The sequence below is a fragment of the Streptomyces pseudovenezuelae genome, assembly GCF_001513955.1.
Classification (GTDB): domain Bacteria; phylum Actinomycetota; class Actinomycetes; order Streptomycetales; family Streptomycetaceae; genus Streptomyces; species Streptomyces pseudovenezuelae.
Genome location: NZ_KQ948151.1, coordinates 559,019 through 582,353, shown reverse-complemented (window position 1 = coordinate 582,353; position 23,335 = coordinate 559,019). Strand labels below are relative to the sequence as shown.

At 71.2% G+C, this 23,335-nt stretch carries 16 protein-coding genes and 1 pseudogene; 15 read left to right on the top strand and 2 right to left on the bottom strand.

From position 1 onward, the window contains the following. The 12 genes and pseudogenes from AQI94_RS34335 to AQI94_RS46670 form a co-directional block, all read left to right on the top strand. The coding region (locus AQI94_RS34335) for a non-ribosomal peptide synthetase (protein ID WP_159050651.1) at positions 1–6,616 on the top strand (6,616 nt) is incomplete at its 5' end. Between the two features lie 145 nt (positions 6,617–6,761). Next, positions 6,762–7,715 (top strand): ABC transporter ATP-binding protein, encoded by a 954-nt coding sequence (locus AQI94_RS34330; RefSeq protein ID WP_031060832.1) that lies wholly within the window; start codon positions 6,762–6,764, stop codon positions 7,713–7,715. Further along, on the top strand, positions 7,712–9,265 hold the full coding sequence (locus tag AQI94_RS34325) for an ABC transporter permease subunit (protein WP_031060835.1): 1,554 nt from the start codon (positions 7,712–7,714) through the stop codon (positions 9,263–9,265). The genes AQI94_RS34330 and AQI94_RS34325 overlap by 4 nt, the downstream gene beginning before the upstream one ends. Further along, positions 9,262–10,038: an ABC transporter permease subunit gene (locus tag AQI94_RS34320; RefSeq protein WP_031060837.1), complete on the top strand. Its 777-nt coding sequence runs from the start codon at positions 9,262–9,264 to the stop codon at positions 10,036–10,038. Before AQI94_RS34325 ends, AQI94_RS34320 begins: the two co-directional genes overlap by 4 nt. A 210-nt stretch (positions 10,039–10,248) precedes the next feature. Further along, entirely contained in the window at positions 10,249–10,572 is a 324-nt protein-coding gene (locus tag AQI94_RS34315; RefSeq protein ID WP_037945372.1) for a hypothetical protein, read from the top strand. 17 nt (positions 10,573–10,589) lie between these two features. Beyond that, on the top strand, positions 10,590–10,928 hold the full coding sequence (locus tag AQI94_RS34310; protein ID WP_031060840.1) for a hypothetical protein: 339 nt from the start codon (positions 10,590–10,592) through the stop codon (positions 10,926–10,928). Between the two features lie 12 nt (positions 10,929–10,940). Then, a complete protein-coding gene (locus AQI94_RS34305) occupies positions 10,941–11,954 on the top strand; it encodes a pyridoxal-phosphate dependent enzyme (protein WP_078903003.1) in 1,014 nt (337 codons plus the stop codon). A gap of 22 nt (positions 11,955–11,976) precedes the next feature. Next, positions 11,977–12,918 (top strand): ornithine carbamoyltransferase, encoded by a 942-nt coding sequence (locus AQI94_RS34300; protein ID WP_031060845.1) that lies wholly within the window; start codon positions 11,977–11,979, stop codon positions 12,916–12,918. Between the two features lie 146 nt (positions 12,919–13,064). Further along, positions 13,065–14,648: an MBL fold metallo-hydrolase gene (locus tag AQI94_RS34295; RefSeq protein ID WP_031060848.1), complete on the top strand. Its 1,584-nt coding sequence runs from the start codon at positions 13,065–13,067 to the stop codon at positions 14,646–14,648. 43 nt (positions 14,649–14,691) lie between these two features. Beyond that, positions 14,692–15,717 (top strand): 4-hydroxyphenylpyruvate dioxygenase, encoded by a 1,026-nt coding sequence (gene hppD / locus AQI94_RS34290; protein ID WP_062230077.1) that lies wholly within the window; start codon positions 14,692–14,694, stop codon positions 15,715–15,717. Continuing rightward, positions 15,714–16,721, top strand: a pseudogene (locus AQI94_RS46675) (alpha-hydroxy acid oxidase); the annotation flags it as partial. The gene hppD and the pseudogene AQI94_RS46675, both read left to right, overlap by 4 nt. Before the next feature lie 9 nt (positions 16,722–16,730). Next, on the top strand, positions 16,731–18,128 hold the full coding sequence (locus tag AQI94_RS46670) for an aminotransferase-like domain-containing protein (protein WP_031054971.1): 1,398 nt from the start codon (positions 16,731–16,733) through the stop codon (positions 18,126–18,128). A 20-nt stretch (positions 18,129–18,148) separates the two neighbouring features. On the opposite strand, the gene AQI94_RS34280 is transcribed toward AQI94_RS46670, so the two are convergent. Beyond that, on the bottom strand, positions 18,149–18,706 hold the full coding sequence (locus tag AQI94_RS34280; RefSeq protein ID WP_037944816.1) for a GNAT family N-acetyltransferase: 558 nt from the start codon (positions 18,704–18,706) through the stop codon (positions 18,149–18,151). Between the two features lie 214 nt (positions 18,707–18,920). Here AQI94_RS34280 and dpgA point away from each other — a divergent pair, with 214 nt between their 5' ends. The 3 genes from dpgA to dpgC are packed head-to-tail and all read left to right on the top strand — an operon-like array spanning position 18,921 to position 22,122. Further along, positions 18,921–20,072, top strand: coding sequence for a 3,5-dihydroxyphenylacetyl-CoA synthase DpgA (gene dpgA / locus AQI94_RS34275; protein ID WP_031054977.1), 1,152 nt, complete (start codon positions 18,921–18,923; stop codon positions 20,070–20,072). A gap of 11 nt (positions 20,073–20,083) precedes the next feature. Beyond that, complete coding sequence (gene dpgB / locus AQI94_RS34270) at positions 20,084–20,779, top strand: enoyl-CoA-hydratase DpgB (protein WP_051832652.1); 696 nt, start codon at positions 20,084–20,086, stop codon at positions 20,777–20,779. Next, positions 20,776–22,122: a (3,5-dihydroxyphenyl)acetyl-CoA 1,2-dioxygenase DpgC gene (dpgC, locus tag AQI94_RS34265; protein WP_031054981.1), complete on the top strand. Its 1,347-nt coding sequence runs from the start codon at positions 20,776–20,778 to the stop codon at positions 22,120–22,122. Before dpgB ends, dpgC begins: the two co-directional genes overlap by 4 nt. A gap of 32 nt (positions 22,123–22,154) precedes the next feature. Here the strand turns inward: dpgC and AQI94_RS34260 are convergent, their stop codons facing one another. After that, positions 22,155–23,324, bottom strand: a complete 1,170-nt coding sequence (locus AQI94_RS34260) for a prephenate dehydrogenase (RefSeq protein ID WP_063760196.1) — start codon at positions 23,322–23,324, stop codon at positions 22,155–22,157. Positions 23,325–23,335 lie beyond the last annotated feature (11 nt).

The window sequence follows — 23,335 nt, the reverse complement described above, 5'->3', positions numbered from 1 at the left end:
AGTGCTGGACCTCGACCCCACGGACGCAGGCGGCGGCATCGGCGTCGAGGACAGCTTCTTCGAGCTCGGTGGGCACTCCCTGCTCGCCACCCAGGTCATCTCCCGTGTGCGTGAGGTGTTCGGGGCGGAGATTCCGCTGGCCGCGCTCTTCGACCAGCCCACGGTGCGCGGTCTGGCCGCGGTGATCGACGGTGCGGGTCGCGGCGATGTCCTGCCGCCGATCACGGTGGCGGACCGCAGCCACCCGCTGCCGTTGTCGTTCGCGCAGCAACGGCTGTGGTTCCTGGACCAGTTGGAGCCCGGCTCGGTCGAGTACAACATGTCGACCCGGCTGCACCTGCCCGGCGAGCTGGACCTGAGGGCCCTCGGTGCGGCGCTGGACGCGATCGTCGCCCGGCACGAGGTGCTGCGCACCCGCCTGGTCGCCGACCAGGACGGCATACCGCATCAGATCATCGACCCGCCCGCCTCCCTCCCCCTCCCCGTCGTCGACCTGTCCGGCTCGACGCACCCGGTGGGCGAGGGGAACGCCGTGATCGCGGGGCAGGGGCTTGCTCCGTTCGATCTGGCGACCGGTCCCCTCGTGCGGGCCGCCCTGCTCAGGGTCGACGGTGACGACCATGTGCTCGCCCTGGCTTTCCATCACGTCGTCTTCGACGAGTGGTCCGACCGTGCCTTCCAGCGGGAACTGCTCGCGCTCTACGAGGCGTTCCGCGCGGGGCTTCCGGATCCGCTCGCGCCCTTGGGGATCCAGTACGCCGACTTCGCGGTGTGGCAGCGGCAGTGGCTGAGCGGTGAGGTCGTCGACGCCCAGCTCGCCTACTGGCGGGAGCGGCTGACCGGCGTTCCGATCCTTGAGCTGCCCACCGATCGGCCGCGTCCGCCGGTGCGTTCGACCGAGGGTGCGGTGCGCCGGTTCGCCGTCCCGGCACGGACGGCGGACGCCCTGCGAGCCCTGTCGAGGGAGCGCGGCACAACGATGTTCATGACGCTGCTGGCGGCCTTCGACGTGCTGATGAGCCGTTACGGCGGCTCGGACGACATCGCGGTCGGCACCCCGGTGGCGAACCGGAACCGGGCCGAGACCGAGGACCTGCTCGGGTTCTTCGTGAACACGCTCGTGCTGCGGACGGATCTCTCCGGTGACCCGACCTTCACCGAACTGCTGGCACGGGTGCGGGAGACGGCCCTGGGTGCGTACGCCCATCAGGACCTGCCGTTCGAGCAGGTGGTGGACGAGCTGGTCGCCGAGCGAGACCGTTCCCGCACCCCGCTGTTCCAGGTCCTGTTCAGCTACGACTCCGAGGAACGCGGGGGCGGCCCCGCCTCCGGGGAACGCGGTGATTCGGTTCCCGGTGCCCTCCCGGACAGCCTTCCCGTCAAGTTCGACCTGATGGTGAGCCTGGGTGAGGACGACGGTGCCCTGACCGGGGAGATCCAGTTCAGCACCGCTCTCTTCGACGCGGCGACGATCGAGCGGATGACCGGGCACCTGACCGCACTCCTGGAGGCCGTCGCCGCCGACCCCGGCCGCCCGGTCGGCGCGCTGCCGTTGCTGACCGCGCCGGAGCGCGACCACCTCCTGCGCACCTGGACCGACACCACCGCGACCCTGCCGCCGGTGAACGGCATCCACGAGCTGATCGCGGAGCGGGCGGCCGCCCGGCCGGACTCGGTGGCCGTGGTCTCGGGGGATCGAACGCTGACGTACGGGGAGTTGCTGGCGCGGGCGAACAGGCTCGCGCATCTCCTGCGCCAGAAGGGTGTGGGCACGGAGTCCGTGGTGGGGCTGTGCCTGGAGCGCGGACCGGACATGGTGGCCGCCGTGCTGGCGGTGTGGCAGGCCGGTGCGGCCTACCTGCCGCTGGACCCCTCGTACCCGGCGGACCGGCTGGCCTACATGCTCGCCGACAGTGGGACGTCGGTGCTGGTCGGACACCGTGAGGTGGCCGCGGGCCTGGTCGGCGCCGACGGGCCGCGGACCGTCGTATGGCTGGACGATCCGGCCACGCGAACCGCCCTCGCGGCTCTGCCGGCCATCGCGCCTCGGGTGTCCGTCCTGCCGTTGCAACTCGCCTACGTCATCTACACCTCGGGCTCGACCGGCCGTCCCAAGGGCGTCCAGATCACCCATCGGGGTGTGCTGAACCGGGTGTCGTGGATGCAGGACCGCCACCGGCTGGCCGATACCGAACGCGTACTGCAGAAGACGCCGTTGACCTTCGACGCCTCGGTGTGGGAACTGCTGTGGCCGCTGTCCACGGGTGCGGAACTGGTTCTTGTGGAGCCGGGCCGGCACGGGGACCTGGACCACGTCGTGGAGCTGCTGGAGTCCCGGCGGATCACGGTGGTGCAGTTCGTGCCCTCGCTGTTCAAGCTGTTCGTGGCCCACCCGTGGCCGTCCGCCCTGCCGTCGCTGCGCGCGGTGTTCTGCGGGGGTGAGGCCCTGCCGGTGGACGACGTGGCGCGCTTCTACGCCCGCAACGCCACCGCCGTCGTGGCCAACCTCTACGGCCCCACCGAGAACACCATCGACGCCGCCAGTACCGAGTGCCCGCGTCCGCACGGCACAGCGGACTGGTCACCCGGCGGGCTCGTCCCCATCGGACGGCCGCTGACCAACGTGCGGCTGATGGTGCTGGACGAGCGCTTGCAGCCGGTGCCGGTGGGTGTCGCGGGCGAGCTGTTCATCGCGGGTGAGTCGTTGGCGCGGGCGTACGGGGACCGTCCGGCGCTGACCGCGGAACGGTTCGTGGCCGACCCGTACGCGGGGGACGGCTCTCGTGCCTACCGGTCCGGCGACCAGGTGCGGTGGCGTGCCGACGGGCGGCTGGAGTTCCTGGGCCGCGTGGACCAGCAGGTGAAGGTGCGCGGCTTCCGGATCGAGCCCGGTGAGGTCGAGTCGGTCCTCACGGCGCATCCCGGCGTGCGGTCGGCCGTGGTGACCACCTGGGGCGAGGCCGCGGACCGTGCCCTGGTGGCCTACCTGGTCCCGGCCGGCCCCGTCGACGGCATCCCGGCCGCCGCCGAGCTGCGGGAGCATCTGCGGCGCAGTGTCCCGGAGTTCATGGTCCCGACCTTCTTCACCGAGCTGGCCGCGCTGCCGCTGACCCCGAACGGGAAGCTGGACCGGGCCGCCCTTCCGGCCCCCGAGGCGTCCCGGCCGGAAGCGGTCGCCTTCGTGGCTCCGTCCGGCACGGTCGAGGAACTGCTGGCCGGGATCTGGGGGCGGGTCCTGGGCGTGGAACGGGTCGGTGCCCAGGACGACTTCTTCGAGCTGGGCGGGCACTCACTGCTCGCCACGCAGGTGGTCTCCCGGATCCGGGACGTCCTGGACGCCGAGGTGCCGCTCGCCGCGCTCTTCGACCGGCCGACCGTCCGTTCCCTGGCCGCGCTGGTGGAGGGCTCGGCGCGGACGACGGTGCGGCCGGTGACCCCGGTCGGCCGGGACCGGCCGCTGCCGCTGTCGTTCGCGCAGCAACGACTGTGGTTCCTGGACCAGTTGGAGCCCGGATCGACCGAGTACAACCTGCCGATGCGGGTGCGGATGGGCCGCGACCTCGACATCGTGGCGCTGCGGTCCGCGCTCGGGGCGCTCGTCGCGCGGCACGAGGTCCTGCGGACCAGGCTGGTGACCGGTGCGGACGGAGTGGCGTACCAGGTGATCGACCCGCCGACGGAGTTCCCGTTGCCGTTGGTCGACCTCTGCGCCGAGAGCGACCCGCTCGGGGCGGCCGCGCGCGTGGTCGCGGCTGACGAGGCGACACCGTTCGACCTGGCGAACGGGCCGCTGATCCGCGCGATGCTTCTCCGGGTAGCCGCCGACGACCACATACTGGCGCTGTCGCTGCACCACGTGGTCTCCGACGAATGGTCGACGCGGATCTTCCAGAGTGAACTCACGCGGCTCTACGACGCGTTCCGTGCCGGCCGGGCGCCCGACCTGCCTCCGCTGGCCGTGCAGTACGCCGACTTCGCCGTGTGGCAGCGGCAGTGGCTGACCGGCGACGTCCTCGACGAGCAACTCGCCCACTGGCGCGGTCGGCTGCACGGGGCGCCGGTGCTGGAACTGCCCACGGACCGGCCCCGCCCGGCGGTGTGGTCGCCGGCCGGTGCCCGGACCCGGTTCACCGTCCCGGAGCAGACGGTGGCCGCGCTGCGGGCCCTGTCCCGTGAGCACGGCACGACGATGTTCATGACGCTCCTGGCCGCGTTCGACGTCCTGCTGGGCCGGTACGCGGGCACGGACGACGTGGTGGTCGGCACGCCGGTCGCCAACCGCAACCGGGCCGAGACCGAGGACCTGATCGGGTTCTTCGTCAACACCCTCGTGCTGCGCACCGACCTGTCCGGTGATCCGGCCTTCACCGAGCTGCTGGGCCGCGTCCGTGCGATGGCCCTCGATGCCTACGCGCACCAGGACCTGCCGTTCGAGCAGCTGGTCGACGACCTGGCCGTCGAGCGTGACCGTTCGCGCAGCCCGCTCTTCCAGGTGCTGTTCAACTACTTCTCGCAGGGCGAGGGCGGCGAGGTGGTGGACGACGCCGAGGCCTTCCTCGGCGACAGCGGCGACGCGCTGACCACCCGCTTCGACCTTCGGCTGGTGCTGGTGGAGGACGCGGGCGCGCTGGCCGGGGAATTCGAGTACAGCACCGCCCTGTTCGACGCGGGCACCGTCGAGCGGATGGCCCGGCACCTGGTCACCCTGCTCGCCGGCGTGGCCCTGGACGCCGGCCGGACCGTGGGCGAACTGCCGTTGCTCACCGAGGAGGAGGGCGAACGGCTGGTGCGCCACGGGAACGGCGCCCTCGCGCCGCTGCCGGGGGCGGGCGGTGTGCACGACCTGATCGTCCGGGCGGGCACGGCGACGCCCGACGCGGTCGCCCTCGTCTCGGGCGGGCGGACGCTCACCTACGCGGGACTGCTGGAGCGGGCCGGGCGGCTGGCGCACTATCTGCGGGACAGCGGGGTGGGCCCGGAGTCGGTGGTCGCGGTCTGCCTGCCCCGGGACTCCGAGATGGTGGTGACGCTGCTGGCGGTGTGGCTGGCAGGTGGCGTGTATCTGCCGCTGGACCCGGAGTACCCGGCCGAACGGCTCGGGTTCGTCCTGGCCGACAGCGGAGCCTCGCTGCTCGTGGGTACCGAGGACCTGGTCGACGACCTGCCGGTGGGGCGGCTGCGGACGGTCGTCCTGGACGACCCGGCCGTGGAGGCGGCCCTCGCCGGACGGTCGCTACCACCGCTCGACGATGCCGTGCACGGCGACCGGTTGGCGTACGTCATCTACACCTCGGGTTCGACCGGGCGTCCGAAGGGCGTCCAGGTCACCCACGGTGGTGCCGTCAGCCTGGTGGCGGCACAGCGGGACGTCCTCGGCCCGGACGCGGGCAGGCGGGTGCTGCAGTTCGCGCCGTTCGGGTTCGACGCCTCCGTCTGGGAGGTGCTGATGGCCCTGGCGGGCGGTGGCACGCTGGTCATGGCCGGTGCCGAGGAGAGGGCCGAGCCGGACCGGCTGGGCGCGCTGGTCGCAGGCGGCGGGGTGGAGGTGGCGACCGTGCCACCGTCGCTGCTGGATGTGCTGCGGCCGCAGGCGTGGACCACGGTGGGCACCCTGTTCACCGCCGGGGAACGGCTGGACGGGCGCGTCGCGCGGCGCTGGGCCGAGGGGCGGCGGCTGTTCAACGCCTACGGCCCCACCGAGACCACCGTGTGTGCCACCGTCGGCGCGTGCGACACGGCCGACACCCAGGCCCCGTCCATCGGCGGTGCGATTCCGGGCACCCGGGTGTATGTCCTGGACGCCTCGCTGCGGCCGGTGCCCCCTGGGGTGGCCGGTGAACTGTTCATCGCGGGCCCGCAGGTGGCGCGAGGGTACCTGGGGCGGCCCGCGCTGACGGGCGAGCGTTTCCTGCCGGACCCGAACACGGGCGACGGGCAGCGCATGTACCGGTCGGGGGACCGGGTGCGCCGACTGGCGGCCGGGCGGCTGGAGTTCCTGGGCCGCGTCGACGACCAGGTCAAGGTGCGCGGTTTCCGTATCGAGCCGGGCGAGATCGAAGCCGTTCTCACCGCCCACCCGGCGATCCGCACGGCCGTGGTCACCGCGCACGGGGACGACGCCGAACGGAGGCTGATCGCCTACGCGGTCCCCGCCGACCTGGGCGAGGGCCTGCCTCCCGCCGCCGAGCTGCGGGCCTTCGCGGGCGACCGGATCCCGGCGTTCATGGTCCCCGCCGTCTTCGTCGAGCTCGCCGAACTGCCCCTGACCACCAACGGCAAGGTCGACCGGGCCGCCCTGCCCGACCCGGCCGACGAGGCCCTTACGCGCACGGCGCAGGCGTACGTGGCACCCCGCACGGGGACCGAGGACGTCCTCGCCGGGATCTGGGCCGAGTTGCTGGGGGTCGGACGAGTCGGCGTGCGGGACAACTTCTTCGACCTGGGCGGGCACTCCCTGCTGGCCACCCAGCTGGTGTCCCGGGTCCGGGAGGCGTTCGACGTCGACCTGACCCTCGCCGAGGTCTTCGAGGAGCCCACCGTGGAGGCGATCGCCGCGGTGGTGGCCGCGGCCGGCGGGATCGAGGGCGAGGAAGAGTACGAGGAGTTCGAACTGTAGGCGTCCTCCTCAGGGAGGACAGTCCGGACACCGCCCGTCCCTCACACGAGGGACGGGCGGTGTCGTCTCTCCCTCACACGGGCGCCGGGAAAGCTGGCTCTGTGCCGTGACGACCGCGGACCCCGTTCTCCCTAGGGTTTTCACCATGGAGAAGACGATCGATGAGTCGGAAGCGACGATCGAGGTCAGTGACGTACGCAAGCGCTTCGGGAGCACCCAGGCGCTCGACGGGATGACGTTCACCGTCAGGCCCGGGCAGGTCACCGGCTTCGTCGGTCCGAACGGCGCCGGGAAGTCCACCACGATGCGGGTGATCCTCGGCCTCGACAAACCGGACGCGGGCACCGCCACGGTCGGCGGACGCCCCTACCGGGACCTGCGGACACCGCTGACGCACATCGGGGCGCTGCTGGACGCCGCCGCGGTGCAGCCCAGCCGCTCCGCCCGCCACCACCTGCTGTGGCTGGCCCACTCGCAGGGGCTCAACGCCGGCCGGGTCGACGCGGTGCTCCGCCAGGCCGGTCTGCAGGACGTCGCCCAGCGCAAGGCCGGCGGCTTCTCCCTCGGCATGCGGCAGCGGCTCGGCATCGCCGCGGCGCTCCTCGGCGACCCGCCGGTGGTCATGCTGGACGAGCCGTTCAACGGGCTCGACCCCGAGGGATTCATGTGGATGCGAGGCTTCCTCGCCTCCCTCGCGGCCCAGGGCCGGGCGGTGCTCGTCTCCAGTCACCTGATGAGCGAACTCCAGGACACCGCGGACCACGTGGTGGTCGTCGGACGGGGCAAGGTCCTCGCCGACATGAGCGTGCGTGAGCTGCTGGAGTCCATGTCCGAGGGACGGGTCACGCTGCGCACGTCCGCCCGCAACGACGCCATGACGGTGCTGGCGCGCGCGGGCGCCACCGTCAGCTCCACCGGCACCGACACCATCAGCGTCACCGGCATGCCGGCCGAGAACGTCGTCTCCCTGCTCGGTGCCCACGCGGTGCCGTTCTCCGAGGTCTCCTCGCACCGCGCGTCACTGGAGGAGGCCTACATGGAACTCACCCGGGACTCCGTGCAGTACCGCGGGATGATGCCCGAGGAGGCAGGCCGATGACCGCCACCCTCACCCCGTCCCGCGCGGCCGCGCGGCCGGCCCGCGGCGGCTTCGCACAGCTGCTGCACGCGGAATGGACCAAGTTCCGCACGGTGCGCGGCTGGGTGGCGAGCAGCGTCGGCGCCGTCCTGGTCATCTGCCTGGTCGGGCTGCTCGCCACCGCCGCCGGCAACCAGTCGGGCCCGGAGGGTACTTCCGCGCTGCCGGTCGGCCCCGGAGGCCAGGCCGTCAACGACAGCTTCTACTTCGTGCACCAGCCGCTCCAGGGCGACGGCACCATCACGGTCTCCGTCTCGTCGCTGACCGGCGTGGTCGCCACCGACCCGAAGAGCAGCCGGCCCGGCCTCGCTCCCTGGGCCAAGGCCGGGATCATCGTCAAGGACGGCCTGGACCAGGGCTCGGCGTACGCGGCGATGATGCTGACGGGCGCGCACGGGGTGCGCATGCAGTACGACTACACCCACGACATCGCGGGAGCGGCCGGCCGGGCCACCCGGGAGCAGCCGGTCTGGCTGCGCCTGCAGCGCTCCGGCGACACCGTCACCGGCTACCAGTCGACGGACGGCACCAAGTGGACCGAGGTCGGCAGCGCACGGCTGTCCGGACTCTCGGCGACCGCGCAGGTCGGTTTGTTCGTGGCGTCTCCGTCGGTGGAGGAGAAGACCGGCACCGGCACCGGCTTCGCCCCCGCCGTGGCCACCGGCGCCTTCGACCAGGTGGACCTCGGCGGCCGATGGAGCGCGGGCAGCTGGCAGCAGCGCCAGGTCAGTGACGGCGCGGGCACCTCGGGGAGCTACAGCCAGACGACCAAGGGCCAGGCCGTCGCGACCGGCAGCGGGTTCACCGTCACCGGCGCCGGAGACATCGCGCCGGTCGTGGGCGGACCCGCCACCAGCGGTGTGCGGACCATCGAGAACTTCCTCGTCGGGGCCTTCGCCGGACTGATCATCATGGTCGTGGTCGGCGCGGGCTACATCACCGTCGAGTACCGGCGGGGCCTGATCGGCGTCACCCTGGCGGCCAGCCCGCGGCGCGGTCGCGTCCTGGTCGCCAAGGCACTCGTGGTGGGCAGCATCGCGTTCGTCGTGGGGCTGGTCTCCGCGGCCGTCATGGTGCCCTTCGGCGGACAGCGGTCGGAGTCGAACGGCTTCCCGGTGCTGACCGTCCCGAGCGGCACCGAACTGCGGGTCGTCGTCGGCACGGGTCTGCTGCTCGCCGTCGCGAGTGTGCTCGCCCTCGCCGTCGGCACCATCCTGCGGCGCAGCGCCGTCGCCATCACCGTGGTCGTCGTAGGGATGGTGCTGCCCTATCTCCTCGCCACCGCCTCGGTGCTGCCGGACGGCGCCTCCGAATGGCTGCTGCGGGTCACCCCCGCCGCCGGCTTCGCCATCCAGCAGAGCGTCGCCCGTTACGAACAGGTCGTCACCGTCTATGCGCCCGGCTCCGGCTACTTCCCGCTGGCACCCTGGTCCGGCTTCGCCGTGCTGTGCGCCTACGCGGCCGTGGCGTTCGCCGTCGCCGTGGTCCTGCTGCGCCGGAGGGACGTATGAGAAGGGCCGGACACGCCGAGTGGACCAAGCTGCGCACCGAGGCCGGCAACGGCTGGCTGGTGCTGGGTGTGGTCGCCCTGACCGTGGCGGTCGGCGCCGCGGTGGCCATGACCTCCCGCTGCGACGCCGTGGGCTGCGGCGAGGACCCGGCCCGGCTGAGCCTGACCGGGGTGATGGTCGGCCAGGTCGTCGTCGCCATCGTGGCGGTGCTCATGGTGGGCAACGAGTACAGCAGCGGCATGATGAAGACGACCCTCGCGGCCATGCCACGGCGCCTGACCGTGCTGGGCGCCAAGGTCTGCGTCCTGACCGCGGTGATGTTGGTGGCCGGCACGGTCGCCGTCCTGGCGTCCCTGCTGACCGGGCGGATCGTCCAGCCGGACCGCGGGTTCACCGAGGCACACGGCTACGGCGCCCTGTCGCTGGCCGACGGACCCACTCTGCGGGCCGCGGTGGGCTCGGTCCTCTACCTCGTCCTGATCGGTCTCCTCAGCCTGGGCATCGCGATGGTCGTACGCAGCTCCGCGACCGCCATCGGCATCGTCCTGGCGCTGCTGTTCATCTTCCCGATCCTTGCCCAGGTGGTCGCCGACCCGGACTGGCAGCGCCATCTGCAGCAGATCTCCCCGATGACCGCGGGCCTCGCCGTCCAGAGCACCATCGACCTGGGCAAGCTGCCCATCGGCCCGTGGAAGGGCCTGGGCGTGCTGGCCCTGTGGGCCGCCGGCGCCCTGACCGCGGGCGGCTGGCTGCTGCGCGCCCGGGACGCGTGACGGACAACCGGCCGGGGACGCCGAACCCCGCGTGACCCCCCACCGGTTCGCGTGTTCAACCGACGCACAGACTGCGGTTGAACACGCGAACCGGCCGTCCCGCACCGGGACTTATGGATGAGCAGGCACCGTTGCCGTACGCTGAGAGCGCCTAATCACGCGACAACACGTTTCGCGGCATTCCGGCGAACCCCATTTTCCGGTTCCCCGATGCTGCGCGTGCCCGTGTTCGCCGTCGGCTCGCTTTCGGAGGTTCCGGTGAGGAAGTACTGCAAGTCCTACCTGCTGGGTGAATTGCGTCGCTTTCCGGGCTGGGCGGCCGGTGCACAGCCGGAGGAGCGCGAGATGACCGACGACACCACGGTGTTCCTCTGCGACGAACTGACCGTTCTCATCAGCCCGGTCGGCGTCGACAAGGACAAGAGGCTGTTCACCGAGGACACTGCGGAGTGGCGCGAATTCTGCGAGACCACGCTGAAGTTCCGCATTCCGGAGGACCTCGCCTTCGCCTACGCCGAGTCCGAGCAGAACTGAGCCCACGAGAGGCTGCCATGGATGAGCTGACGCAACGCCTGAGCGACACACAGCCGGTGGAGGTGGGCGGCCCCAAGCCCACCCTGGAGGAGCTGCACACCCGGCTCACCGACATCGGCACCGTGTTCGTGAAGTTCACCGAGACCCGCGGCGGCACCGACCTCGGCATCCGCCTGGACCAGGAGGCGACCGACCTGGGGGCGGCCGACTTCGAGCAGGGCGCCGGCACCGTCCACGTCGAGGGCACCCTGATCCTCAACGACGACCCGGTGCGCTGCATCGCCGACATCGACCTGGCCACGCTCAAGGGAACCGGTCGTCTCGTCGTCGTGGAAATGTCCGAGGCCGTCGGCTGACAGGTTTGCGACATGAGGGCGGTGAGCTCTCCGCACCCGGCATTCCCCCCGGTCGGGACCACTCCGGTCGTGGATGTCGCCGTGACCGTGCACGGAGTCGAGCGCAGACTTCGGCTGAAACTCGAATCGCACAATCCCCACGGCTCGTTGAAGGACCGCATCGCCGTCTTTCTCATCGAGGACGTGGCCGACCGCATCGACAAGGACATCGGCATCATCGAATCGACGTCGGGGAATCTCGGTGTCGCGATGGCAGCCGAATGCCAGGGGCGTGGAATTCCCTTCAACGCCGTTGTCGATCCCCGCACCAGCTCGTTCTTCGTGGACCGCATACGTGACCTGGGTGCGCGGGTCACCGTCGTCGACGAACCGGATTCCTCCGGTGGCTATCTCCTCAATCGCATCCGGCACGTCCGGGAACAACTGCGCACCCGTCCCGGGCTCGTGTGGACCAATCAGTACCGCAGCGAAGCCAATCCCCGTGCCCACTTCGCCACCACGGCGCCCGAGATCCGACGGCAGGTTCCGGGCCCCGCGACCCTGTTGGTGCCCGTCTCGACGGGCGGCACCCTCGCCGGTCTCGCCCGGTACGTCGACGAGACCGACGTTCCCTGGACGCTCGTCGGGGTCGACGTGCACGGCTCCGCCGCCCTCGGTGGGGCACCGCCCGGCCGGCGGCTGCTGTCCGGGATCGGGGCCAGCTGCCCGTCGTACTTCCTGCCCGCCGACCGAACGCAGGTCCGCTATGTCGACGTCGGCGACGCGATCGCGGCCTGCCTGTGGCTGTCCGAGCACGCCGGGATCGGGGTCGGCGGCAGCTCCGGAGCCACCGTCGCCGCCGCACTGCGGCTGTTCGGCGAGAACCCGGACACGCACGAGCTGGTCTGTCTGTGCCCCGACGGCGCGGACCGGTACCTGAGCACCGTCTACCACCCCGGCTGGCGGGCGACCCACGGCATCACAGCGGCCCGGTTCGGCGGCGTCACAGCCCCGGGCGGGGCGGACCCCGCCGAAGTGCGGGGGTGAAGCCCCTCAAGAGCGGAGAATCATGGCCGAAAGGGAACGCGGACTGCTGACGCTGTCCGACCTGACCCGGCAGGATCTGGAACGTCTGGCGTCCCGGTCCCGGGAGCTGTTCCACGACGAGTCGGCGCACGACCGTCCGCTGCGCGACAAGGTCGTCGGGGTGCTGTTCACCAAGACGTCGACGCGCACCAGAACCGCGTTCAGCGCCGGCACCGTCAAACTCGGCGGATTCCCACTGCTTTACGGTCCCGGAGACCTCCAGACGGCCACCGGGGAAACCCTTCAGGACACCGGGCGCATCTTCGGATCCATGCTCGACGGACTTGTCGCGCGCACGGCCGGACCTCTGCGGGAACTGCGGGAGATATCCCGTGCCGGCGACCTTCCCGTCATCAACGCGATGGCCACGGAAGAACACCCGACACAGGGAATCTGCGACCTGGCCACCATGCTCATGGAATTCGGATCGCTGGACGGCCTGACCGTGCTGTACGTGGGGGAGGGAAACAACACGGCGTCGGCACTCGCGCATGGGCTCTCCCGCCTGCCGCGCTGCGACGTCACCTTCGCCACGCCACCCGGCTACGGGCTCGACCCGCAGCTCCTCGACGACGCGGCGAAACAGGCGGCCGCGGTCGGCGGAAGCATTCGACAGGTCCATGACCTGGACGAACTCCCGCACCAGGTACACGTCGTCTACACCACCCGCTGGCAGACCACCGGCACCGTCAAGCCGGACCCCGACTGGCGCCGCCTCTTCCAGCCGTTCCATGTCGACGAGCGTCTGATGAACCGCTGGCCCGACGCGAAATTCATGCACGACCTGCCGGCCCACCGCGGCGAGGAGGTTTCGGCAGCCGTCCTGGAAGGGTCCCGCTCGATCGCCTGGAAACAGGCCCGCATGAAACTCACGAGTGCCATGGCCGTCCTCGAAGAGGTCATCGCCGGAGCAGATCGCCCCTAGCCCTCTTTTTCCAACGGGCCGGGTGCCGCAGTTGAACAGCGCCATTCACGGTTGTCTTTCCGGGGAATCTGCTGATTCTCTGCAGTGGTCGTTCCCTCACGCTCATTCCTCGATGTAGTTCGGTTTCCCCTGGAGGCGGCAAGCACATGGCTGAAGAGCAGCTGTACCTGCGGTCCAAGGTCATCGTCGAGCCGCTCGTGGACAGGTTCTACGTCTGGCCGCACACGCTGGCTCCCATACAGGCGGCGATGAACCTGGCCTTCCTCCAGGTCCCGCTGCTGGAGTCGTATCTGCAGTCCCCGAAGGTCCACGTCGCCGCCAGCCACAACCCCGAACTGCGCGGTGGATACTTCATCAACATCCCCGAGGAGCGCGCCGACGAGGTGCGCGACCTGCTCACCACCATCAAGCGCGAGCGGGCGGAGATGCTCCGCTTCGCGGAGGCGATCGCCGAGGGGCAGGAACTGCTGCGGGCGAACGCCACCGGATTCGACCTCACGCCGCTCTACCCCAAGCTGCCCCAGGAACTGGGCGGCCTGGTGGAGCTGGCCTACGACACCGACAACCAGGCGCAGATCCGGTTCCTGGAGCCGCTGGCCTACCGCAGCGGCATCTATCAGGAGTCACGCCAGTCGGTGCAGTTGTCCTTCGAGACCGGCATCGAGCGGCCGTTCATCCTCAGCACCCCGCGGCTGGCGTCCCCGGAGGTTCTGGAGCTGCCGATCCCGTTCCGGCACGCCGGCCTGGAGGAGCTGTTCAGGACTCGCGTGCGTCCCACCACCCTGGGGCACCTGCGGGAGGCGCTGGAGCTGGACGAGGACCAGACGAAGCAGCTGTCCGGGATGCTCAGCGAGCAGCCCGCCCTGTCCGCGGACCGCCACATCGACAGCGGAGGCCGCATCCGCTACTTCGGGCACGCCTGTCTGGTCCTGCAGACCCCCGAAGCGGCCATCGTCACCGACCCGTTCATCAGCGCCGACAACACCGCGGGCGACCGCTACACCCTCGACGACCTGCCCGACTTCATCGACCTGGTGCTGATCACCCACGGCCACCAGGACCACATCGTCCTGGAGACCCTGCTCCAGCTGCGCGGCCGGGTCGGCGCGGTCGTCCTGCCGCGCTCCTCGCGCGGCAACCTGGCCGACCCGTCGATGGCGCTGATGCTGAAGTTCCAGGGCTTCCCGGTCATCGAGGTCGACGACTTCGACGAGGTCGCCTTCCCCGGCGGCAAGGTCACGGCCACCCCCTTCCTCGGCGAGCACTGCGACCTCGACATCCGCGGCAAGTCCACGTACTGGGCGGAGTTCGCCGGCAAGAAGGTCTTCGTCGGCGCCGACTCCTCGGGCATCGACCCGCTGCTGTACCGGTACGTGAAGGCGCATCTCGGCACCGCCGACATCGCCTTCCTCGGTATGGAGTGCGACGGCGCCCCCCTCACCTGGCTCTACCAGGCGCTGCTGACCAAGCCCGTGACCAAGAAGATGAGCAGCTCCCGCAAACTCTCCGGCTCCAACGCCGCGCAGGCCGCCGACATCATGGTCGAACTCGGGGCCAAGGAGGCCTATGTGTACGCCATGGGCGAGGAGCCCTGGCTGGGCCACGTCATGGCGACGACGTACAACGAGGACACGTACCAGATCAAGCAGATCGACGAGTTCATGACCTGGTGCAAGGACCGCGGCATCAAGGCCGGACACCTCTACGGCCAGCAGGAATGGCGCTGGTAGCCCATCGACACCCCGGATCCCCGGTCCTTCAGGAGGTACGTCCATGACGGCGCACGACATAGCGCACGTCGAGCTGTACACCAAAGACGCACTGTCCTGCGTCGACTACTTCGTCGACGGCATGGACTTCACCCGCGTCGCGGATTGCGTGCAGGCCGACCGCAGCTCCATCCTGCTGCGCCAGGGTGCGACCGACCTCGTCGTCACATCGGGGCGGGGAACGTGGAAGTTCCTCGACCAGCACGGGGACGGCATCGCCGACATCGCCCTGGCCTGCGACGACGTGGACGCCACCTGTGCCGAGGCCGTCGCCGCCGGGTCCGAACCGCTCGCCCCGGCGTACGGCAGCCCGGTGGTGCTGGGCTTCGGCGACGTGACGCACACCCTGGTGCCCCACGCCCCGGACTCCGCGAAGCCCGGCTGGCCCGCCGGGCGCCGCTGGGTCCCCGCGCCGCAGGCCCCGGCCGGACCAGCGGGACGGATCCGCCGGCTCGACCATGTCGCGGTATGCGTAGAGGGCGGCAGTCTCGCCGAGTACGCCGACTACTACGGTGCCGCGTTCGGCATGGACCGCTACTCCGCGGAGTACGTCGCCGTCGGCGGGCAGGCGATGGACTCCGTCGTCGTCCGCAGCGCCACCGGACACGTCACCTTCACCCTCGTCGCACCGGACCCCGGCAAGGACCCCGGACAGCTCGACGCCTTCCTGGAACGCAACGGCGGTCCCGGAGTCCAGCACCTGGCCTTCCTGGTCGACGAGATCATCCCTGCCGTAGGCGAGTTCCGCGACCGCGGTGTGGAGTTCCTCAGCACTCCCGGTACCTACTACGACCTGCTGGGCGAACGGTTCGCGGACATGCGGGAGGAGATCGCCGAGCTGCGCGCCGGGCAGATCCTGGCCGACCGCGACGAATGGGGCTACCTGCTGCAGCTGTTCAGCCGTTCCCCCTACGAACGCAACACGCTCTTCTACGAGTTGATCCAGCGTCAGGGTTCCCGCGGGTTCGGAAGCGCCAACATCCGCGCGTTGTACGAAGCCGTGGAACGCGACCGGCTGGCCGCCGGGTGAACGCCGAGGGCGCCCCGGGCATCGCATCGGTCCCGTACACCCTGGCCGAGTACGCCGAGCTGGCCCGGGCCGCGCTGAGCACCGAGACGTGGGACTTCATCGAGGGCGGTGCCGGACAGGAACGGACCCTGGCGGCCAACGGCGCGGCCTTCGACGGCGTACGGCTCCGGCCCCGGGTGCTGACCGGCGCGGGCCGGCCGGACCTCGCCGTGCGGATCCTGGGTCGCGACTGGGCGGCGCCCTTCGCCGTCGCGCCGGTCGCCCATCACACGCTGGTCCACGAGACGGGGGAGGCGGCCACGGCCCGGGCGACCGGGCGGGCCGGCGTTCCCCTGGTCGTGAGCACCTTCGCCGGGCGCACCTTCGAGGAGATCGCCGCGGCCGCCGGCGCACCGCTGTGGCTACAGGTGTACGTCTTCCGGGACCGTGCGGTGACCCGGGCGCTCGTGGAGCGTGCCGAGCGGGCGGGATTCGAGGCACTGGTGCTCACGGTGGACGCCCCCCGACTCGGGCGGCGGCTGCGCGACCTGCGCAACGGCTTCCGGCTCCCACCCGGTGTCGGGGCCGCCAACCTCCCCGGCGAGAACGTCTCGTCCCCCGCCGACCACGCGCTGGCCGCCTTCGACGACAGCCTCGACTGGTCGGTCGTCGACTGGCTGCGCTCCGTCAGCTCCCTGCCTGTGCTGATCAAGGGCGTCCTGACCGCCGACGACGCACGCCTGGCCCTGGCGGCGGGCGTCGACGGAATCGTCGTGTCCAACCACGGCGGCCGCCAACTGGACGGAGCACCCGCCACTCTGGAGGTTCTGCCGGAGATCGCCGCTGCGGTGGACCACGCCTGTCCGGTCCTCGTCGACGGCGGCGTCCGGCGGGGCCGCGACGTCCTGGCCGCCCTCGCACTGGGTGCCGACGCGGCCCTGCTGGGACGGCCGGTCCTGCACGGACTGGCGGTCCACGGCGAGTCGGGCGTGGGCCGCGTGCTGGAGATCATGGCCGAGGAGCTTGCCGAGGCGATGACGCTCACCGGGACGGCCTCGGTCGCACAGGCGGGACCCCATCTGGTGGGTGCCGCCGACCGGCCCGCACCGCGCACCCCGGTCACCTCGCGCCGCGCCGCGGGCCCCGGCCTGCTCAAGGCGGAGCTGCACGGCAGCCTCCAGGACCCGGTCCTGGACACCATGAACTTCCTCAACGAGATCACGCACCGCTACCCCGAAGCGATCTCCTTCGCCCCGGGCCGCCCCTACGACGGCTTCTTCCGCACCGAGGACATCTTCGGGTACCTGCGCCGCTACCTCGACCACCTGGAGGAGGGCGGCGCCTCACCCGAGCAGGTGCGGTCCGCGCTCTTCCAGTACGGCCCGACGAGCGGCCAGATCCGGGAACTGATCGCCGACTCGCTGCGCAAGGACGAGAACATCACGGTGGAGCCCGAGTCGATCGTGGTCACCGTCGGCTGCCAGGAGGCGATGTTCCTCGCGGTCCGCGCCCTCATCTCGGGCCCCGAGGACGCGCTGCTGGTCTCCAGCCCGTGCTACGTCGGCATCACCGGGGCCGCCCGGCTGCTGGACGTCGAGGTGACCGCGGTCGAGGAGGACGACGACGGGTTCGACCCCGCCCGCCTGGCAGCCGCCCTGCGTGCCGAGCGGGCCCGCGGACGGCGCCCCCGTGCCTTCTACGTCATCCCTGACCACTCCAACCCCTCCGGCCGCACCATGCCGCTGAGCGCCCGCCGCGAACTCCTCGAACTCGCGCGCCGCGAGGACCTGCTGATCCTGGAGGACACCCCGTACCGCATGGTCAGCCCGGGCCGGCAGCTGCCGACCCTCAAGGCCCTGGACCGGGACCGCAGGGTCGTGCACCTGGGCTCCTACTCCAAGACCCTGTTCCCCGGGGCACGGGTCGGCTTCGCCGTCGCGGACCAGAGCGTCGTCGACGGCGCGGGGCGCACCGGACTGCTCGCCGACGAGCTCACCAAGATCAAGAGCATGGTGACCGTGAACACCTCCCCGATCAGCCAGGCCGTCGCGGCGGGGATGCTTCTGTCCGCCGACGGCCGAACCTCCGCACTCAACGCCTCGACGGCCGCGTACTACGGGGACGCGATGCGCGTCACCCTCCAGGAGCTGGAGCGCAGCTTTCCATCGGGCGAGCGCGCCCGGCTCGGCGTGCGCTGGAACGAACCCGCCGGCGGGTTCTTCCTCGCGGTCCAGGTGCCGTTCCGCGCGGACAACGCGGCGCTGACCCGCTCGGCGGAGGAATTCGGCGTCATCTGGACACCCATGTCGTACTTCTATCCGCAGGGCGGAGGAGACAACGAGATCCGACTTTCGGTCAGCTATCTGACGCACCAGGAAATAGCCGACGGAATGGAGCGGCTGGCCCGCTTCGTCAAAACGCAGACGGCCTGACGCCAGTTCGCCGGATGCATTCACGCTCCGCTCTCTCGCTGCCCGTCGAGCGCGTTCCAGCGCTCGGCGCGCAGTGAGAACATCAGCATGTCGACGCGTTCCCGCCTGGCCCGGGCGAAGACGCCGCGTTGTCCCGTGCGCGCGAATCCGAGTCGCTCCAGCAGGCGTGCGGAACGCTCGTTGCGTACGTCGCACTCGGCCGTCGCCGTGTGCAATCCCCCGGCGAACAGGGCGCGCAGCACAGCTGCGACCGCCTCGGTGGCGTATCCCTGTCCCTGCCGGTCACGGGCCAGGCTGAAGCCCAGTTCCGCCTCCTGGCCGGACCGCTGCCGGTGCACGGCGACATCGCCCGCCACGCGGCCGTCGGCCTTCACCTCGATCGCGTACGGGAACCAGCCCGGCGCGCCCGGATCGCTCCGGGAGTAGGAGCGAAGCAGACGCTGCGCCGACTCCAGGGACAGCGGGAATTCCCAGTCCTGGAAACGGGCGACCTCCGGATCGGATCGATAGGCGACAAAATCCTTCGCGTCGCCGGGAGTGAAACGCCGGAGCCGAAGTCGCGGGGTGTCCATCTGCATCCCGCAAGGATCCCATGGTGGCGTCCGATGCAAAAGTTCTCACCGGACGCTGCCGGTTGATGGCTTTACCTTCCCCGCGTCATAGTGGGCTGTTGCCGCTGTTGTCCGACCGGTTTTCCGATCAACTCTCCTGTCGATTCCGGGAAGGAAGAAAAGTGTTCGTAGCGAAGTTTCTCGTGCGCAGCAAGACCCGTATGTGGGGGTGGACCTTCCGATGACCCGAGCCGCCAGTCTTCCGGGTGCAGCGTCCCTGGAGCAGCCCGCGCCGGCGGGGAAGAACACCACCGGCACCGCCAGGATCGTGGGCGTCGGCACCGCGACCAGCGAGCAGTCGTATTCGCAGGCCGAAGTGCTCGACCTCTTCGCCATCACGGACCCCAAGGTTCGCTCCGTCTTCCTCAACAGCGCGATCGAGCGCCGCTTCCTGGCCGTGCCGCCCCGGGGCGCCGACGGCACACCCCAGGCCGAGGCACAGGGCGAACTGCTCGCCAAGCACAAGCGGCTGGCCCTCGACATGGGTGCCAGGGCCGTCCGGGCGTGCCTGGCGGACTCGGGCCTGGACCTGGCGGACATCGACTACCTGTGCTGCGTCACCACCACCGGCTTTCTCACTCCCGGCCTGAGCGCCCATCTGATGCGCGCCATGGGTATGCGTTCCGGCACCAGCCGCGTCGACGTCGTCGGCATGGGCTGCAACGCCGGGCTCAACGCCCTGAACGCCACGGCCGGCTGGGCCGTCGCCAACCCGGGCAAGGTCGCCGTGATGCTGTGCACGGAAGCCTGCTCGGCCGCGTACGTCATCGACTCCACGCTGCGCACCGCCGTCGTCAACAGCCTCTTCGGCGACGGCGCGGCCGCCGTCGCCCTGGTCGCCGACCCGCCGGACGCCGCCCACGGCCCGCCCGGCGTGGCACCGGACCCCGGCAGCCCCCGAATCCTGGGCTTCGCCAGCCACCTCATCAGCGAGGCGATCGACGCGATGCGCTACGACTGGGACGACGGGCAGGGCAAGTTCAGCTTCTACCTCGACCCCAACGTGCCCTACGTCGTCGGGGCCAACGCCGAGCAGGTGGTCGACCGGCTGCTCGGGGCCGCCGGACTGCGCCGCAGCGACGTCCGGCACTGGCTGGTGCACTCGGGCGGCAAGAAGGTCATCGACGCCGTACGGATCAACCTGGGCCTGACCCGCCACGACGTACGGCACACCACCGGCGTGCTGCGGGACTACGGCAACCTGTCGAGCAGCTCCTTCCTGTTCTCCTACGAGCGGCTGCTGACGGAGCGTGCGGCCCGGCCCGGCGACCACGGCGTCCTCATGACCATGGGACCCGGATCGACCATCGAGACTGCCCTGGTGCAGTGGTGACGGAGGATCAGATGAGTGTGGGCGCGAGCGCGCTTGACGCGGACAGCCCGGACCACGTCCTGAGAATCGACGGGCGGCGGCCCCTGTCGGCCGAGACGATCGCCGCCGTGGCCGCGGCCTGCGACCGGGCCGAGGACCTGACCGGTCACGCCAAGGTGATCGTCCAGGTCTCCGGCCGGCCCGAGGGCGCGTGGGCGCAGGGACTGACCGTGGCCCTGGTCAACAAGTGGGAGCAGGCACTGCGCCGGCTGGAGCGCCTGCCCGCCGCCACCGTCGCGGTGGCCGACGGCGCGTGCGGGGGAGCGGCCCTGGACGCGCTGCTGGCCACCGACTACCGGGTCCTGACGCGGTCGGCACGCCTGGTGGTACCCGTGGACGACGGCGCCACCTGGCCGGGCATGGCCCTCTTCCGGCTGGCCCGGCACGGCGCGAGCACGGCCGCGATCCGCCGGGCGGTGCTGTTCGGCACCCCCATCGAGGCGGCCGACGCCTTGGCACTGCAACTCGTCGACGAGGTGGTGGACGATCCGGCCGCAGCCGAAGCCGTCGCACGGCAGCGGGCCGGAGCCGTGGGCGGAAGTGAGCTGGCCATCCGGCGACAGCTGCTGCTGGACGCGCCCACCACCAGCTTCGAGGAGGCCCTCGGCGTCCATCTCGCCGCCTGCGACCGGGCCTTGCGCCGCTCCGCCGTCGGAGCCGAGGCGTGAAGGTGACCGACACCGGCGTCCTCGCCGGCCACGACCTCGACGCCGTACGCGGTGACCTCAGGGCCGCGAGGACCGCGCTCACCGAAGCGGCCGCCCGCACCGACGACCTGCTGGCGGCCCTGCCCGAGCCGTCCCAGCGCTCACCGCAACAACGGGACACCGCCCAGCGGCAGCGGACCGCCACCCGGATCCTGCGCACGGCCTTCCTCGACGTGCACGCCGAAGCCGTGCACGACGAACTCACCGAGCGCCGCACCCGTCACCTGAGAGTGGCCGAACTGGCCGCGAGCGCGGCGACGGTCTTCCCCGGGCTCGTGCCCACCGCGGACCGCCTGGCGACCGAACGGGCCAGGCCCCAGGCGGAGAAGGAGGGGGACGAGATCGATCAGGGCGTCTTCTTCCGTGCGCTCCTGCGCGCTCCCGGTGCCGGACCCCATGTGCTCGACGCCATGCTCCGTCCGACCCCGCGCGCCCTGAGTCTGCTGGCCGGGTACACCCGGACGGGCAAGGCGGACCTCGGCTCGGTGCGGCTGGAGCGCACCGGCGGCGCGGCGCACCTGACCATGTGCCGCGTGGATTGCCTGAACGCGGAGGACGACCGGCAGATCGACGACATGGAGACCGCCGTCGATCTCGCCCTGCTGGATCCCGGGGTCGAGGTCTGCGTGCTGCGAGGCGGGCAGATGACCCACCCCCGCTACCGGGGCCGGCGCGTCTTCAGCGCCGGCATCAACCTCAAGGCGCTGCACGGTGGCGGTATCTCCCTGGTGGACTTCCTGCTCCGGCGCGAACTCGGCTACATCCACAAGATCTTCCGCGGTGTCCTGGTGGAGGATCCGGCGAACCCCTGGTCGCGCACCGTGGACAAGCCGTGGATCGCCGCCGTCGACACGTTCGCGATCGGTGGTGGCGCCCAGATCCTGTTGATGTTCGACCATGTGCTGGCCGCCGCGGACGCCTACTTCAGCCTGCCGGCCGCGGAGGAGGGCATCGTGCCCGGCGCCGCCAACTTCCGGCTGACCCGGGCCGTGGGGCCCCGCCTGGCCCGCCAGGTGATCCTGGAAGGACGCCGCATCCGGGCGGCCGCGCCCGAGGGACGCCTGGTGTTCGACGAGGTCCACGAGACCGAGGACCTGGACGCGGCCGTGGAGCGCGGCGCCGAGCGGCTGCGTGGTCCGGCGGTGACCGCCAACCGGCGGATGCTCAACCTCGCGGAGGAGTCTCCGGACGCCTTCCGCGGGTACATGGCGGAGTTCGCGCTGCATCAGGCACTGCGGCTCTACAGCCCGGACGTCATCGCCAAGGCGGGGCGCTTCACCACCCGCAAAAAGGCGTTCAACTGACGCCGCGCGCCACTTGAACGCCTTGCCGACGGTCACCCGGTGCCGTCGGCGCGGACCTCGACCGCAACCGGGTCACGGGGCTCCGCCGGACGCGTCGCACGGTGTGGCGCGTCCGGCAGAGCGACCATGAGAGTGGCCCAGCCGCCGGCCCGCAGCCGCCGGGAGAGATCCGCCACCGCCGTCTGCGGGACGCACAGCGACACGCTGCCGTACGGCAGGCCCTGGGCGTTCTCCAGCCGGACGTCCTCGATACGGCCGCCGAGTTCCTCGACGGCGCCGAACAGCCGGGCCAGAGTGCCCGGTCGGTCGGACAGCGCCACGCTGAGCCGGACCTCCGCCGGTGACGACGCCGGTCCCGCCACCCGGGCACGCCCCCGGTGACCGTGCCGCAGCAGGGTCTCCAGCTCCCCTTCCGCCCGCTCGCGCACCTCGTGGTCGGCGTGACCGAGGGCCCGCAGTGCCCCGACGGCTCTGCCGAGATCGGCGGCATAGGCGTCGAGGACATCGGCCAGCGCGTCCGCGTTGGCGGTGAAGATGTCCCGCCACAGCTCCGGATCGCCGCCCCCCGGGCCCGCGACGTTTCTCAGGCCCTGTCCGGCCACCCGGATGTCCGCCTCCGCCGCGTCCACCAGCGTCGCGGCCATCAGCGTGGAGATCAGCTGCGGTGCGTGCGAGGTGAGGGCCAGTGTCCGGTCGTGCACCAGCGGGTCCATGATCACCGGCACTCCGGAGCAGAGGGAGACGAGTTCCAGCGCCCGGTTCAGGACCGACTGGTCGGTGCGCGCCGACGGCGTGAGGATCCAGGGCCGGTCCTCGAAGACGTCGGCCCGTGCGGCGAGTGGCCCGGAACGGTCGGTGCCTGCGAGCGGGTGACCACCGATGAAACTGGCCGGTTCGGCGCCTGCCAGCCGAAGGTCGTCGTACGGGAGTGTCTTGACGCTGGCCACGTCCGTGTAGGCGTGGGCGAGACCACGGCGCTGCAACTGTTCGAGTACCGAACCGGTGTGCGCCGGCGGTACGGCGATCACGGCGAGGTCGACGCGTTCGGCCGGTGTGCCGACGGAACCGGCTCCCATGGCCTCCGCCGTCCGGACGGCCGTGGCGTTCACGTCCTCGAGATGGACCGTCAGGCCTCTTTTGGTCAGGGCGAGCGCTACCGAGGTGCCGATGGCGCCGGTTCCGACCACCGCGACGGTCTTCACGCTCCCGGCTC